This is a genomic window from Methanosarcina hadiensis, assembly GCF_046529725.1.
Classification (GTDB): domain Archaea; phylum Halobacteriota; class Methanosarcinia; order Methanosarcinales; family Methanosarcinaceae; genus Methanosarcina; species Methanosarcina hadiensis.
This window is the reverse complement of the sequence record NZ_CP136241.1, coordinates 2,518,938-2,533,585: the sequence shown is the minus strand read 5'-3', so window position 1 is coordinate 2,533,585 and position 14,648 is coordinate 2,518,938. Positions and strand designations below refer to the sequence as shown.

Annotated in this window: 12 protein-coding genes; 3 read left to right on the top strand and 9 right to left on the bottom strand. The window is 42.9% G+C overall.

What is annotated here, in order from left to right:
• Nucleotide 1 precedes the first annotated feature (1 nt).
• Together RSJ42_RS10665 and RSJ42_RS10660 are read left to right on the top strand one after the other, a co-directional pair.
• Entirely contained in the window at nucleotides 2-994 is a 993-nt protein-coding gene (locus RSJ42_RS10665) for a hypothetical protein (RefSeq protein WP_410507274.1), read from the top strand.
• A gap of 186 nt (nucleotides 995-1,180) precedes the next feature.
• Entirely contained in the window at nucleotides 1,181-1,360 is a 180-nt protein-coding gene (locus tag RSJ42_RS10660; RefSeq protein ID WP_410507273.1) for a hypothetical protein, read from the top strand.
• A gap of 460 nt (nucleotides 1,361-1,820) precedes the next feature.
• On the opposite strand, the gene RSJ42_RS10655 is transcribed toward RSJ42_RS10660, so the two are convergent.
• The 8 genes from RSJ42_RS10655 to cobA form a co-directional block, all read right to left on the bottom strand.
• Nucleotides 1,821-4,430 carry a valine--tRNA ligase gene (locus RSJ42_RS10655; protein ID WP_410507272.1) on the bottom strand — a complete coding sequence of 870 codons (2,610 nt, stop codon included), beginning with the start codon at nucleotides 4,428-4,430 and terminating at the stop codon, nucleotides 1,821-1,823.
• A gap of 515 nt (nucleotides 4,431-4,945) precedes the next feature.
• Nucleotides 4,946-5,599, bottom strand: a complete 654-nt coding sequence (locus tag RSJ42_RS10650) for an HAD family hydrolase (protein ID WP_410507271.1) — start codon at nucleotides 5,597-5,599, stop codon at nucleotides 4,946-4,948.
• Between the two features lie 480 nt (nucleotides 5,600-6,079).
• Nucleotides 6,080-6,844, bottom strand: coding sequence for an HAD family hydrolase (locus tag RSJ42_RS10645; RefSeq protein WP_410507270.1), 765 nt, complete (start codon nucleotides 6,842-6,844; stop codon nucleotides 6,080-6,082).
• 142 nt (nucleotides 6,845-6,986) lie between these two features.
• Nucleotides 6,987-7,937: a phosphotransferase gene (locus RSJ42_RS10640; protein ID WP_410507269.1), complete on the bottom strand. Its 951-nt coding sequence runs from the start codon at nucleotides 7,935-7,937 to the stop codon at nucleotides 6,987-6,989.
• 333 nt (nucleotides 7,938-8,270) lie between these two features.
• Complete coding sequence (locus tag RSJ42_RS10635; protein ID WP_410507268.1) at nucleotides 8,271-8,942, bottom strand: molybdopterin-dependent oxidoreductase; 672 nt, start codon at nucleotides 8,940-8,942, stop codon at nucleotides 8,271-8,273.
• A gap of 879 nt (nucleotides 8,943-9,821) precedes the next feature.
• Nucleotides 9,822-11,021: a 12,18-didecarboxysiroheme deacetylase gene (ahbC, locus tag RSJ42_RS10630; protein ID WP_410507267.1), complete on the bottom strand. Its 1,200-nt coding sequence runs from the start codon at nucleotides 11,019-11,021 to the stop codon at nucleotides 9,822-9,824.
• Nucleotides 11,022-11,173: 152 nt separating this feature from the next.
• Nucleotides 11,174-11,965, bottom strand: a complete 792-nt coding sequence (locus RSJ42_RS10625; RefSeq protein ID WP_410507266.1) for a uroporphyrinogen-III synthase — start codon at nucleotides 11,963-11,965, stop codon at nucleotides 11,174-11,176.
• A 25-nt stretch (nucleotides 11,966-11,990) separates the two neighbouring features.
• Complete coding sequence (cobA, locus tag RSJ42_RS10620) at nucleotides 11,991-12,758, bottom strand: uroporphyrinogen-III C-methyltransferase (RefSeq protein ID WP_410507265.1); 768 nt, start codon at nucleotides 12,756-12,758, stop codon at nucleotides 11,991-11,993.
• Between the two features lie 460 nt (nucleotides 12,759-13,218).
• Here cobA and RSJ42_RS10615 point away from each other — a divergent pair, with 460 nt between their 5' ends.
• A complete protein-coding gene (locus RSJ42_RS10615) occupies nucleotides 13,219-14,136 on the top strand; it encodes a ribonuclease Z (RefSeq protein WP_410507264.1) in 918 nt (305 codons plus the stop codon).
• Nucleotides 14,137-14,345: 209 nt separating this feature from the next.
• Here the strand turns inward: RSJ42_RS10615 and RSJ42_RS10610 are convergent, their stop codons facing one another.
• Entirely contained in the window at nucleotides 14,346-14,606 is a 261-nt protein-coding gene (locus tag RSJ42_RS10610) for a hypothetical protein (RefSeq protein WP_410507263.1), read from the bottom strand.
• Nucleotides 14,607-14,648 lie beyond the last annotated feature (42 nt).

Here is a 14,648-nt window from a genome sequence, read left to right as displayed (position 1 = left end):
TATGGATTTAATCACTTTATATAAAGAGAATTTTACTATCTTCATAGGCATTTTTGTAGCTCTGGCTATAATGGGAATAACAACTCTATATGATAGGTATAAAGAGAAGGGTGGAGCCTCACCAAGCCTGAAGGAGTCTGGACTTTTTTCTGGTAGTTCTAAAATTGCATCATCGGTGTCTGAAGTACTGAGGCAATTTTCTGGGTTCGGCAAAAAAATCAGCAATTTAGTCCGGAATAAAGCCGGATCAAACCGAAAAAAGTCCGGCTCAAGCCAGAAAAAGCCTACTTCAGCTCAGAAAAACTCCAGCAAAAATTTCATTGGGCAACTGGAAACGATGATCTTTAAAGCAAAAGATACTTGCCAGACGCACTTTGCAGGTTTCCTCAACAGAATTTCATCCCTTTCATCTTCTTTACCGCGCAGGAATAAAAGTGATAAGGAAAAGTTTGTTCCTTTTTCTGAGGGCAGGAATGCAGACCTGAAATTCGATTCTACTGATAAAATCAACAACCTTGAGAAAGCAGTCGAATCGAAAAAAGAAGAGCTGGATTTCGAAGACGACCTTCTCACTAAAATGTCTACCTCGGGTTCTCTTGCAGCCAGCAGTTCTGAGCCTGCAAATAATGCAAATAAAGAACTATCTCTTAAAGAACCGTCTCCTGGAGAAATGTCTTCAGGCCTGGATTTTGCATTTGATAACAATTTTACAATAGATGAAAGTGAATTTGCAATTAAAGTTGACGGACTGGAAGATGAACCGGTTGAAAACGAAATCACCTTTAGCGAGAATTCCACAGAGATAAAGTTTGGCGATGAAAAGGACAATCTGCTGGATTCGCTGAAGAAAGATATCGTAGTTAAGAATGAGAAAAAGATTAATTTCATGGATAATATGCAGGGAGAAAACCTGGATATAAAGCTGATAAAATCCGATCTTGAAGGCGTCCTTAAAGATATGAAAAAATACAAACAGTATACAAGTCGTAACTGATTGACAGGGAGTATTAAAATCGCAGTCAATACTGGTTGTACAGATTATTTTCAAATTATAGCCATTAAATGTTCATAACCATTAAATGTTCATAAAGGAGCTAGAAAAAGTTTTAATGTTTGAATCTACATTTATAATTAATCTAAAATGTAAATCATAAAATTGCAGGAAAATGAGTGATGAAAAATGGTAGATGCAAAATACATCGGGCTTATTGTTTTGGCAGTGTTTTCAGGGTCAATGCTGGTCTACACCTGGTTATCCCTCTATGACAGGTATGATCCCAGTGTTGTTTTCTATGCGGCGCTTCTTATTTTTTCCTTCTCCATGATGCTGGTAAGGGCTAAAACAGCCCAGATTAATTGAAATATATTATGAAGGTTTTGAAATATATTAAAAAATTTAGAAATATATATGAAGGTTTCAAAAGATCTGACAATCAAGTGCCTTACTGTATATCCAATTTACAATTTGTAGAATTGCGGTTGATTGAAATCTTCTCTCTTTCTATTTTTCTTGCATCTGATTCTTAATCTCCTGCAATTAATATGTACAGAGATAGGAAGCAGTCTTTCAGTTTTTTCTTCCCTCTTGCTGCACGCAGGCTGAGGACTATAAAATGATAAATATTATTCCGGACTCTAAAACCTGCTTTTTCAATCCAGGTAGGTGTGACTTTTCATAAATTGTATGACAGGAATTGTATGGCAGTTTCAAAAAAGCAAGAAAAATGGAAAATATAGAAAAAAGAAGGAAGAAAGTAGCAGGCCATCATTTGCCTGTTCCTTTTTCCTTTTTTCGCGGATTCGATAAGTTAAGCCCGGGCTTACCTTACAATCACAACTACTGCGCCTTTTACATCAAGCACGTCGACTTCACGGCCTCCGGAAATTACTTCTTTCCGGATCTCGACTGCTTCGGGTTCGAGCTCTATTTTTTCTCCGTTTACGGTAACGGTTATCTTGCCTGAAGCTGCCTGAGCCTCGACTGCGGCAGGGTCTTCAGCCTTCAGAGCTTTTATAACGGCTCCCGCATCCTTTCTGAAGCGCGGTCCGAGGAGGCCCATATTTGGTTTAACTTCGACAGGCACGTACTCAAATGAAGGAGCCCCTTCCATGAGTTCAACTTCAGAGTTTGTGGCTCCTGCAATGTCTCCCGTATCGATCTTTGAATTGTAGATTTCTATTTTCTTCAGAGGGGCATTGAGAGCCATTCCCAGGTCTGACTTGTACCTGCGGACATCGCCTGTGATATCTTTAATCATCTCGCCTGCAGCTTCTGCTTCTTCGCTTATCAGGCTTTCATTGACTGCAGGCCATGCCTGAGTATGAACACTTTCACCGTCGAACCTTGAGTACATTTCTTCCGCAAAGAAAGGTATGAACGGAGCCAGCAGAAGGGAAAGGGTTCTGGTTGTTGTATAGAGCACATACTGGGCTGCTCTCCTGCCTTCCTTATCTTCCCCGTAGAGCCTGCCTTTAACAAGTTCAAGGTAATTGTCTGCAAGGATTTCCCAGGCAAAGCCCCTGATAGCCTTGAATGTGGAATCAAACTGGTATCCGTCAAGCTCCTTAGTAGTGGTCTCTATAAGCTTATTGAGTTTGCTCAGAAGCCACCTGTCAATTGTATCCAGGGAGTCCATAGGGAAATTGTCGGCATCTGCAGGCTCAAAATCCTTTAAGTGGGACATCGAGAACCTGTATATGCTCCACATCTTCTGCAGGAAACGGGAAGCTGAGACCACATCTTTCCAGCGGAACATGACGTCGGAACCGGTGGAGCCTCCAACAGCGCCCCACTGCCTGAAAGCATCGGCACTGTACTGTGTGGTAACTTCTTCTGGGGAGATAACGTTTCCGAGGGACTTGCTCATCTTATGCCCGTCCGGTCCGAGCACCATTCCGTTGATCACTATAGAATCCCATGGCCTCTTTCCTTCAAGCGCCAGGCTTCTCAGGATAGTATAGAAAGCCCAGGTCCTTATGATATCGTGGCCCTGGGGGCGAATCTGTGCAGGCAGGCGGAGGTCGTGCTCGCTTTCCCATCCAGATACATGTAATGCGGTAATCGAAGAGTCCATCCACGTATCCAGGACATCGGTCTCCGGCTCGAATTCGGTTGAACCGCAGGCACAGGCTTTCTTTGGTGCATTTTCATTAGGGTCAATCGGAAGCCAGCTCTCTTCTGCGATCATGACTTCGCCGCATTTCTTGCAGTACCAGATCGGGATCGGGGTTGCAAAAATCCTCTGCCTGGAGATGCACCAGTCCCATTCCATTGTGCCTGTCCAGTTCTGGAGCCTGACTTTCATGTATTCAGGGTACCAGTTAATCTCGTCTGCGGCTTTAAGGATGCCTTCGTGGTTGATTTTTACGAACCACTGGGGTTCGGAAAGGATCTCTATGGGGGTATCGCAGCGCCAGCAGAGCCCTACATTCTGATCAAGCGGCTTCTGGTCATAGAGGAAGCCTGCGGCTTTAAGGTCGGAAATGACAGCCTGCCTGCATTCGGGAATACTCATGCCTTCGTACTTGCCTGCAGCTTTTGTCATCTTGCCCTGTTTGTCAATTGCTTTTACAAGAGGCAATCCGTACTTTACCCACCAGCGCACGTCCTGCTTGTCACCGAAAGTACAGATCATCACAGCGCCCGTACCGAATTCTGGCTCGACAGCTTCGTCGGCAATCAGGGTTACTTTCTGTCCGAAAATCGGCACTATGATTTCTTTGCCGATGTACTGGCTGTAGCGCTCATCTTTGGGGTTAACTGCAACTGCAACACAGGCTGCCATCAGTTCCGGCCTTGTGGTTGCAATGTTTACTTTGTCAAAATGGACAAAGTTGAGTTTTGTTTTCCCTTCATCGTACTCTACTTCTGCAAAAGCGATGGCAGTCTCACAGCGGGGGCACCAGTTGACAGGATGGTCTTCGTGGTAAATATGCCCGTCATTGTACATCCTGACAAAGGATTTCTGTGTCTTTACGAAGTATGAGGGCTCCATGGTGACAAATTCGTTGCTCCAGTCCACTGAGAAGCCTAGGCGAAGCATTGTCTGGCGCATCTTGTCGATGTTTCCTGCAGTAAGTTCTCTGCACATCCTGCGGAACTCAGCTCTGGGAACCTGGTTTTTGGTAATTCCATGGATTTCTTCAACCTTGACTTCGGTTGGCAGGCCGTGGCAGTCCCAGCCCTGAGGGAACATCACATTATATCCGCGCATACGTTTGTACCTGGCGACAAAGTCGATGTAACACCAGTTAAGAGCGTTTCCGATATGGAAATTACCTGTAGGATATGGAGGTGGGGTATCAATTATATACTGGGGACGGGTATCTTCTCCCCAGTTAAAGTGGTACATGGAGAGGTTCCATTTCTCCATCCACTTTTTCTCAACCTCATTAGCATTATATTCTTTTGGAATTTCAGATTCTGTCATAAAGACACTCCGTGATTGAGAAATGAGTGTAAGAATTTCTTTGGTTTTAGAGTGCTTGCGATTATTTAAATATATCTGGTTTCAAACAAAATGTAAATTTCTTTATGCTCATGAATTGTCAGGAATATAAATCTGTTATAAATCTGTTATAAATCTGTTTTTTATCCGCTGCGTTTTTGTCTGGAAATCAGCTAATCTCATTTTGGGATATCCTGACTGATATTTATTGTTATTTCTATCGGGAGCCCTCGCGCAAGGCTGGACACGCTGGCACTGAGAAATAAAAACAATATTTCAGCGTTTCGAATAAATTAAAATTTAAAGGAGTTATTGGAAATCAAATACCTGATTGTAAAAAAGAGAATTTTTTAGTCGGTATGTGAGCATTTATTGAGCAAATTTTAACAGAAATGTGGCAAAGATTGCGCAGTTCTGTATCCTTAAAGTGCCGTGAATCGACGATAGGCCTGATTTCAGGGGTATTCTAAATTTTAGAGGTTAATATATTTTCAAGATTATGCACATCTCCAGGCATCACGGATATGCATTGCATTCATACCGAGGCTTTGAGGGGCATATATATCGTTTTCAGGAGTGTCCCCTATTGAGAGCACTTCCCAGGGTTCAAGACCCAGGCCGTTCAGAGCCATTTTGAAAAGCCTTGTATCTGGCTTTTTTATCCTGTGGTCTGAGGACATAATTACGAAGTTAAAGCGATCATATAAACCGAGAAAGCGAAGTTCCTGTTCGGTAAAGACTCTCTGAGCGTTTGAGACAATACATTTGGGTACGTTCCTGTATTTATCAAGCAGCCTGAGGCTCTGCGGATAAGCTTCAAGTTTTCTTAATGAAGCGGTCCTGAAAACCTTTGCTGTTTCAATGCCGAGCCAGTAAGGGTCAATTTCTCTAAAAGCGTTTTCTGCACAGATTTCGGCAAAAACTTCTTCTATGCGGACATCGGGGTATTTCTGGCCTGAGTTGTTCAACCTGCCCGCAACCTTCCACCTGTACTCTTCCCTGAGCCTCTCAGGCTCAATCCTCACTCCCTGGTAAAGCAGCCAGTTACTGACTCTTTCATTTGTCTCCCGGCTTTTTTCGTCAGTTTTGATGTCAATAAGGGTTTTATAGCAGTCAAAGACCAGGCCTTTGATTTTCCCATTCTGGAGCATAAGCACTCACCTGTTTTTTATCTCTTGATTTTATCTCTTGATTTTATCTCTGGATATCTTTGTTTTTTCTATGTCTATCTTCTATCAAACTAAGTATTGATCTTCAAATATATAGATATTTCGTAAATACCTATATTAGATGCAAGTACAAATATATAGCTCTCTATGTCTATATACTCATCACCTTTAATATCGAAAAATACACAGTTGGAAGGAAATGTGGGAGGCATTATATAGAGATTTCCGGTGAGATGCCCTGAATCAAAAATACTGCCCGCTTAAATCTGGTAGGGTCCGGTTGCTTGCCGGAAAGAGTTAAATGGTATTGCCCGAAAACTCGAGCAGGTGCTTATGTAAAAAAGATACGCTAGATTGGTGGTTGAGGGATAAATGTCCAGAAACGGGTTTACTTTTATTTTTTCAAAATCGTCCAGTTTCTTTAAATTCTATCTTTTCTAAAGTAGTCCAGTCCTTTTAAACTCAGTCCGTTATCCCATAATGTTTCCAGGCTTCTTCAATGGTCATTGCCCTCATCCCCAGCTTTCTTGCAGGAAGTATTTCGTTTTCGTAAGAGTCTCCAAGAGACATAACGCATTTGGGTTCAAGTTCGAGCCCCATCCTTTTGAGTGCGGTCATAAAAAGCCTCAGGTCAGGTTTTTTGTAACCAACATCCGAAGAGAATATTACAAAATCAAAGTAATCATAGAGCCCGAGGAACCGGAGTTCAAGTTCGGAAAAGACTCTCTGCCCGTTAGAAATTATGCATTTGGGTGTGTTAATGCAGTGCTCGATTAACTTTACGCTCTGAGGAAAAGGTCTGAGTTTCCTGATGGAAGCCGCCCTGAAAACCCTTGATGTTTCAATTCCCAGGTTTTTTTCGTCTATTTTCCAGATTGCATTTTCCTGGCAGATCTCGGCAAAGATTTCCTCAACCCTTACCTCCGGGTAAATCTCTTTTGAGTCCTCCATCTTTTCCTTAACCTTAAATAAGTAAGTATCCCAGAGCTTTTCCGGCTTAATCTTTACACCATGATAGGCGAGCCATGCGCTTACAGTCTCATAGGTCTCTATCCTGTGTTCTTCGGTATGGATATCAATAAGTGTCTGGTAGCAGTCGAAAATAACCCCTTTTATATGACAGCTCTCAAATGCGTCTTCCCCTTCTCCGAGGGGATCAACCAGTAAGGTAACAGTGCCCTTGCTAAGATCCGGTTCGCTTTCCCTTGAAATGTTCCTGCCTCCCATATCCCCTTATTATTTCAATTGCTTATTCTAACTTCAGTCTTCTGTCATAAATTCTCAACTATAAAATTCTCAACTATAAAATTCTCAACTATAAAATTCTCAACTATAAAATTCTCAACTATAAAGTCCTCTTTTCCCCTGTTTAATGCTCTCTATTGATCGCATTTAAACATTCGCGGGCTTCTTTTATCAGGTAATTCCTGTATTCACTCTGGTGAAGCCTTGCAGAGCGAAGCAGCCCTATACTCATGAAAAATGGCAAAACCCTGGTAATGCGGTGAAAATCCTTTTCCCCACGGCTGTATTCCCAGAGGAAATTTCCTATATAGGGCTCAGCTTTCCAGCCTCCCCCTTTGCGTATTTCAAATTCGTTCTTAAGTTCTGCAGTAAGGATTCCAAGATCTCTTACAGGATGTGCCTCGAACCAGGAACTCTCAAAATCAAGGGCATAGGGCTTGCCTTTGCAGAAAATATAATTTGAGGGAGTTACGTCCCTGTGAACCATACATCCATGCTCGCGGTCCAGCCAGGAGCTGTACCACCATTCTCCAAGTAGTTTATTGAAAGTTTCTCTTGTTCCATAGTCAAGTTTAAGATGGTCCAGAACATCGTGGAAGTTTCTGAATTCATTTTCTTTGTTGTAAGAGGACTCCGTATTGTCATGCAGCTTCCTGAGCATGTGTGCCACCGCAGCGAGCCTTTCGTACAGGTTATCTTCGTGCTTCAGGTACCAGCCTAGGGATTTTCCGGGTATGTGTTCTGTTACAAGGACGCAGTTGAAGTCTTTCCTTACTGCAAGGGGCTTTGCAACATCTATTACCGAAGCTGCCTTTTTCAGGTTACGGTACTCGTTCATCATGCCTTTATAGGGATTGTAAGCTTTCAGCTTGCCTGTGGGCTCTGCAAAAAATTTTGCCATTACACTGAAATGCTCCCCTTTGAACTGATATCTGCAAACGGTGTGAGAGGAATTATATTTGAAAACATTCACACAGCACTGTTTGTCGTGAATCCGGTTTCTGACGACCTCTTCCACAAGCCAGTCCCTGAACGGGTCTCCAGGGCTTAAAATATTAACATGGCGATTTGCCATTTCAGATTCCCCCATTTTTCCAGAACAACCTCGACAATTCTTTGCCTCTCAGTTTTCCTTATTTAAACAGCATCACAATGTAATACCGCCGATAAAATATAGCTCTTATGAAACACGGTTTTTATGAACCATATGACTAATAAAATATCCTGTAATTTCCTGTAATTAAAAACAATATAATAAAATCCTGCAATAATCAAATACAACCAGCTACAGGATTTGATTTTCCGGACAGGATTGATTTTCTTGTTTTGAATTTTCAATACTGTCAGCAGTATACTATAACCTGTGTATCTTATATTATTATTGGTGTTTTTACTCGAACTTTAATCTTTATCTCTCAAAGGCAGGTCCTCCGACATCAGCTGTGTTATTATATCCGCGTTCTTCCCAGTAACCTCTGTAAGGCGAGTCGCTGAGTTCGATCCTTACTATCCATTTAGCCCATTTGTACCCATACTTATCTTCAGCCACGAGCTGCAGGGGAAACCCTCTTTCCGGAGGCAGGGTCACATCGTTCAGTTTATATGCGAGTATAATGTCATTCTCCAGCAGATATTCCTTCTCAAGGGAAGTCGAATATCCGTCAGCGCTGTAAAAAATAACAGTAGTCGCATTCTCCATGGCGCCTGTTTCCTCAAAGATCTCAGCTACCTTTACTCCTGTCCATTTTGCAGTAAAACTCCAGCCTTCAACACAGTTAAGATCAACAACCTTAGAGGTTTGAGGCAACCCGGTTATTTCTTCATAAGTAAAGTTTCGGGGGTTTTCCATGAGCCCGTCAACCTGAAGCCTGTAATCTTCCCTGTCAATATATTGTGTTCCTCTGATCGCATTATTGCGCTGCTGTGTAATCGGAGTTAACTGTTCGCCCTGATAAGAGATATTTTCTGTCTCGTTGTCATAAACTCCCGGTTCTCCTCTGTCAGATACGCAGCCTGAAAAGGCTATAAAAAGTACTGTGAAAGCAATTGAAAAAACCGGAAGTAGACTAATTAATTTCATATATCTGCCCTGCCTCTCTCAGCTCTTTTCTCATATTTCCACGCCAAAATATGTATTGGGCATGAATAAATGATTATTTTTAAAAGAAATTCACAATATCGCCGAATTCTAATTTATAAGCTAAGATTTTATTTGAATTCAGGAGCACTGTTAGAAGCTTCTCAAAAATACTGTTAGAAGTTAAGATTCTGAGATCTTTCATAGGGACTAAAATACGAAAAAACTGGAAGTATCTTTACCCCATGCAACGTCATTCGCTTTATCGAACCTTTCCTGTCACGCTCGACGGAGGAAAGCGGAAAGTCCAGAACGCAATAAAATAGAAAAACAAAAGTTAAAATTAATCACCAGAGAGTACAGAAGATAAATGAATCAATAAAGACTAACAAAAGTCCAGAAAAACAAACAAAAAATAAGACTAAAGGGGCTAATGAAACCTTATTCAATTAAACTTCGAAAATACCATCATAATTTTGTTTTATTGTTTTGTTAATTTTCAAATTTATTCTTTCTACTTCTTTCTGCTTTTTGTGCAGAGCCGCCAGACAAGCTGGCGGAATTTTTCGATTTCATGTGAATTCTAAAGCCATTTCTGGGGTGGATGATATTTATTTTGACTCATGAAGCGTCATTAGCTATATTGAGCATTTCTTTCTATGAAAGGGCGTCAGAAAAGCTGGTGAGGGGGTCTATGTTTATGTTTGGATTTAAAGGCGGTTCGGAGGATAGAAAAAAGTTTTCTCAGGCCAAACGAAGTGTTTCTTGACGATATTCAGTTTGGTACAGGAAAGCCGAAGGTTAAAGATAAAGAAAAACCACAGAAAACCCGAGAAGAGTAAAAGAATAAGAAAAAACTAAAAAAATAAGCCTGAATTGTTTTCAGGCTTCATCGTATCCGATTTCTTCTTTTGTGAGATAGCATGCAGGGTCATCTGTCCAGACGTTTCCGTATACGGCTTCGGCTCGTACTCTGAAGTTTCCGTTGCAGACATCAAACCATTTGCACTTTGCACAGCGGTCTCCGTTAGCCTGGATAAGGGGCTTTCTGTACTTGAGCCCTGCCATAAGCTCGTCACTCAGGTCGGTCCAGATCTCGCTGAAAGGTCTCTCCCGCACGTTTCCGAAAGAGTAGTGCCTCCAGAACTGGTCGGCGTGAACAGAGCCGTCCCAGGACACGCATCCGATTCCTATTCCTGAAGAATTGCCCTGGTTCATAGAAAGAAGCTCGAAAATCTCGGCAGCCCTTTCAGGGTTTTCTTTCAGCATTTTCAGGTAGATGTAGGGTCCGTCGCAGTGGTTGTCCACGGTAAGGACTTCTGCAGGGAAGCCTTTTTCGTGAAGTTCCTTTGTCCTTTGCATAATCAGGTCCACAGCCTGCCTGGACTCTTCAAGGGAGAGGTCTTCGTCCACCATTTTTGAACCCCTGCCTGCGTAGACAAGGTGATAGAAGCAGATCCTCGGGATATTTTCTTTCTCGAGCAGGTCAAAGATTGCAGGGATATCCCTGACATTTTGCTTGTTAATTGTGAAACGGAGCCCTACTTTTATGCCTTCTTCCTGGCAGTTGTGCAGGCCCCTTAGAGCTGCATCAAAAGCTCCGGGCATGCCCCTGAATCTGTCGTTTGTCTCTCTTATGCCGTCAAGGGAGATCCCTACGTAAGAAAGTCCTACCTCTTTCAGCTTTTTTGCCAGCTCTTTATCAATGAGGGTCCCGTTTGTTGAGATTACCGCCCTCATTCCTTTTTCACGGGCATATGCTGCAAGTTCGGGGAGGTCTTTCCGCATTGTGGGCTCGCCTCCCGAAAAGAGCATAACCGGAGAGCCAAAGGCTGCAAGGTCATCGATAAGAGCTTTCCCCTCTTCAGTCGAAAGCTCATCTTTAAACTCAATGTCCTTTGCCTGAGCATAGCAGTGGACACACTTCAGGTTGCAGCGGCGGGTCATGTTCCAGACCACAACCGGCTTTTTATCTTTTGAAAACTGCAGCAGGTGAGAGGGAAGCCTCTTTGAGTCCCTTCCATAGCGAAGGGCGTCAGAAGGCTCAACAGTTCCGCAGTAAAGTTTTGAAATGCCTATCATATTGATCCTTAGAAGTGAGATTGTTTTCAGAACAGGGTTGTTCTTTAGAATATTAATATTGTTTCTTTTAATATTGTTTCTTTTAATATTGTTTCTTTTAATATTGTTTCTTAACTGGCAAGTACTTTTTAACTGGCTTCGGAGCCGGCTTATCAGAGCTCTTTCTTCATAGCCTTTATCAGTGCTTCAAATGTGAACTCACCAGGAATTACATCTGCATCGACTCCGTATTTTTTCAGGGTATTTCCTGTAGGAGTTCCGATTGCACCCACAACAGCCTTGCTTAGAGCTTCTTTTACGTTTTCTCCCGCTCCCAGTCTCTCCGCATGCCTCATAAAACCCCTGACCATCATGGAGCTTGTAAAGGCAAAAGCATCAACATCTCCTGCAAGGGTGCGTTCTATGAGCTCTTTCTGGGCTGCACCTTCAGGGATGCTGAGGGTGTACACATGGGTCTCGTAAACTGTTGCCCCGCAATTTTCAAGGCCCTCTATCAGGACTTTTGCCCCATAAGCACTTCTGGCAAGGTCGACAATTTTTCCTTTTACTTCCGGGCAGAGAGCTTCTACAATTCCCTCGGAGCTGTAGTCCGCAGGCAGGAAGGAATTTTCAATTCCTATTTTTACAAGCTCTTTTTCCGTGTTAGGGCCGATTGCTATTAATCTGGCTTTTTTCAGGGCTTCGATGAAGTTCTCTTTTTCTGCATCCGAGAGTTTGTCCAGCGTAAAAGTTATCCCGTTTGCGCTTGTGAAAACAACGTAATCCGAGATTCCGTCAATAACTCTCTGCATAAAGGGCTCGAATCCGTCATCTTTTATGCCCTCAAGCTTTATCATTGGAGCATATAATGGCTCAAAGCCGAACTCTCTGGCAATTGCCTCGGATTTCTCGCGGTAACTCTCAGGTCTCATTATTGCAAGCACGGGAATTTTTTCTTCTGACATGTTCCCTACTCCGTTAATTCGCGGATTAAAACTCCGTTCCGATAATCTGTTCTCCGAGGATGGCGTGCAGGTTAACGACATCTCCAACAACAGTGATGGCAGGTGCTTTCACTTTTCTCTCTTCTGCCAGGTCCGCGATATTTTCAAGGGTTCCTACGGTTACCCTCTGGTCAGGGCGGGTCCCCCTTTCTATGACTGCAACAGGGGTTTTGGGGTCCTTGCCGTGTTTTATGAGCTCTTCGGTGTTCCGTCTGAGCATCTTTACGCCCATAAAGATCACAATGGTTCCGTTGAATTTTGCCAGTGTTTTCCAGTCAAGCCCGCTCTCTTCTTTTGTAGGGTCTTCGTGCCCGGTTATGAAAGTAACCATTGAAGTGCTTTCCCTGTGGGTTACGGGAATTCCGGCATATGCAGGCACTGCAATTGCAGAAGTAATTCCGGGCACGACTTCGAATTCTATGCCTTCTGCTACAAGCACCTCAGCTTCTTCTCCTCCCCTTCCGAATACATACGGGTCTCCTCCTTTCAGGCGGACTACTATTTTGCCTTCTTTTGCCTTCTGCACAAGCACTTCGTTGATCTCGGACTGGGTCATGGTGTGGCTGCCCGCATATTTCCCCACATCAATCTTCTCTGCAGACTCAGGCATTGAGCTCAGAATTGCTTTTCCCGGAAGCTGGTCATAGATTACGACTTCAGCACTGTCAATCAGCCGGCGGGCTTTAAGGGTCAGGAGCTCAGGGTCGCCTGGACCAGAACCCACAAGATATACTTTTCCATAATTTCCTGACATATGACAACGGTTCCTTTTTTCATTTATAATTGTGATAAGCTGTCCTCTTCATTCATATCCGGACAGATGGCTCGTGCCTGAATAGAGAGGTTCCATTACAGAGTATTTTATTCCGGGAAAGCCATCTTCCAGGAAGAGAGGTTTGACAGAAACGTAAATCTGTAGGGTTTAAAGAGCTTTTATAATAAATAATATCCCATCTTTCTATAGTTTTATTGCGCAAATTCTATATATATAATCTTATACTTTTATGCTTAAGTTTTCTAACACACTCGTCTGAACATACTCGTTTGCTGTCAGTTTTTAAATGGAGCAGCAGGGCGAGTAGGAATCAATAAATACCTCTGATGTAATTAGTGAATCCTTTATAATCAGCCAGTCCATCACAATGAGTGGTCTCATAATTAGTATTCGTATCAGTATTCATTATAAATCATGAGTTTAAAACAGTGAGTTCATCATGCTTCGTATTATTTTCCTTGGCACCGGAGGCTCTCTCCCTACCCGCAACAGAAACCCGTCTGCTGTGATTATAAACTTTAAAGGGGAACTTCTTCTTTTTGATTGCGGAGAAGGCACCCAGCAGCAGATGATGCGGGCAAAGACAGGAATGATGAGCCTGTCTTCTATTTTCATCAGCCATTTTCATGCTGACCATTTTCTTGGGATACCTGGCCTTATTCAAACCATGTCCTTCCTGGGCAGGAAAGAGCCATTGACAATCTACGGGCCTGAAGGCACAAAAGAGTTTACCGAGTTTTTTAAAATCCTTGGCTATTGTAATCTTAAATATGAAGTCCGGGGTGTGGAGCTGAGCCCAGGAGACATTGTGGAAGGGAAAGATTATGTGGTCCGGGCCCTGAGAACCGAGCACAGTATCCCAAGCCTTGGTTATGCCCTTATTGAAAACCCCCGCCCGGGGCGTTTTAACAGGGCAAGGGCAGTAGGGCTTGGAGTACCTCCCGGCCCCCTTTTTGCGAAACTGCAGAAAGGCAGTCCCGTAGAAGTGGACGGAAAGATCATAATGCCCGAAGAAGTTGTTGGAGCTCCAAGACCTGGCAGGAAAGTTATATACACCGGAGATACCAGGCCCTGCGAAGAGGTGCTTGAAGCCAGCAGGGATGCAGACATCCTGATTCATGACGGGAGCTTTGCAGATGAGATGGCAGACTGGGCTGGTGAGTCCATGCATTCTACAGCAGGAGAGGTTGCAGCTCTTGCAAAAGAAGCCGGAGTCAGGAAACTGGTCCTTACTCACGTCAGTTCACGTTACACTGATGATGTGGAACCCATTTTAAAAGACTCGAAAAAAGTATTTGAAAACGTTATCGTAGCCGAAGATCTGATGGAACTTGAGGTGCCTTATCGGCCTGATTGAGACTTCCTACTGAGAGATTTTCAAATAGTTTTTACAAATTACTTTTTTAAAGCAGAGTTTGAAAATTTATAAATAACTTTTTAAAGCGGGTTTAAAAAATAAATTAAGTAAATTAAAAATAAATTAAATCTCTCCTTTTATTCTGAGCCTGCAGACAAGACTTCATCCGGAGTGGGTTTCAATATTTCGCAGTTTTCGTATCCGGCTGTTCAGACAAGCGTCCAGTCGAGTTTTTTGTCCTCGGCGTCATAGAGCGTAACCGTCATTGTCTTGCCTTCGACTTCGTAAACCGGTTTGACTCCAAGATAGAATATATCTCCGGGATTAATTTCGGTTTCCCCGTTAACCCTGCTGAAATATACTCTCCCTTTTGTACTTATTTCTTCTACTGTCACACCTTTCCAGGCAAGGTTCTTGACCACGCTTAATATCCTGCACTTAAATCGATCTACTTCACGTATTTCATTCATGGGAATCCCTTTTAAATTTTGTTTCGGGTATGGCTGAGACTT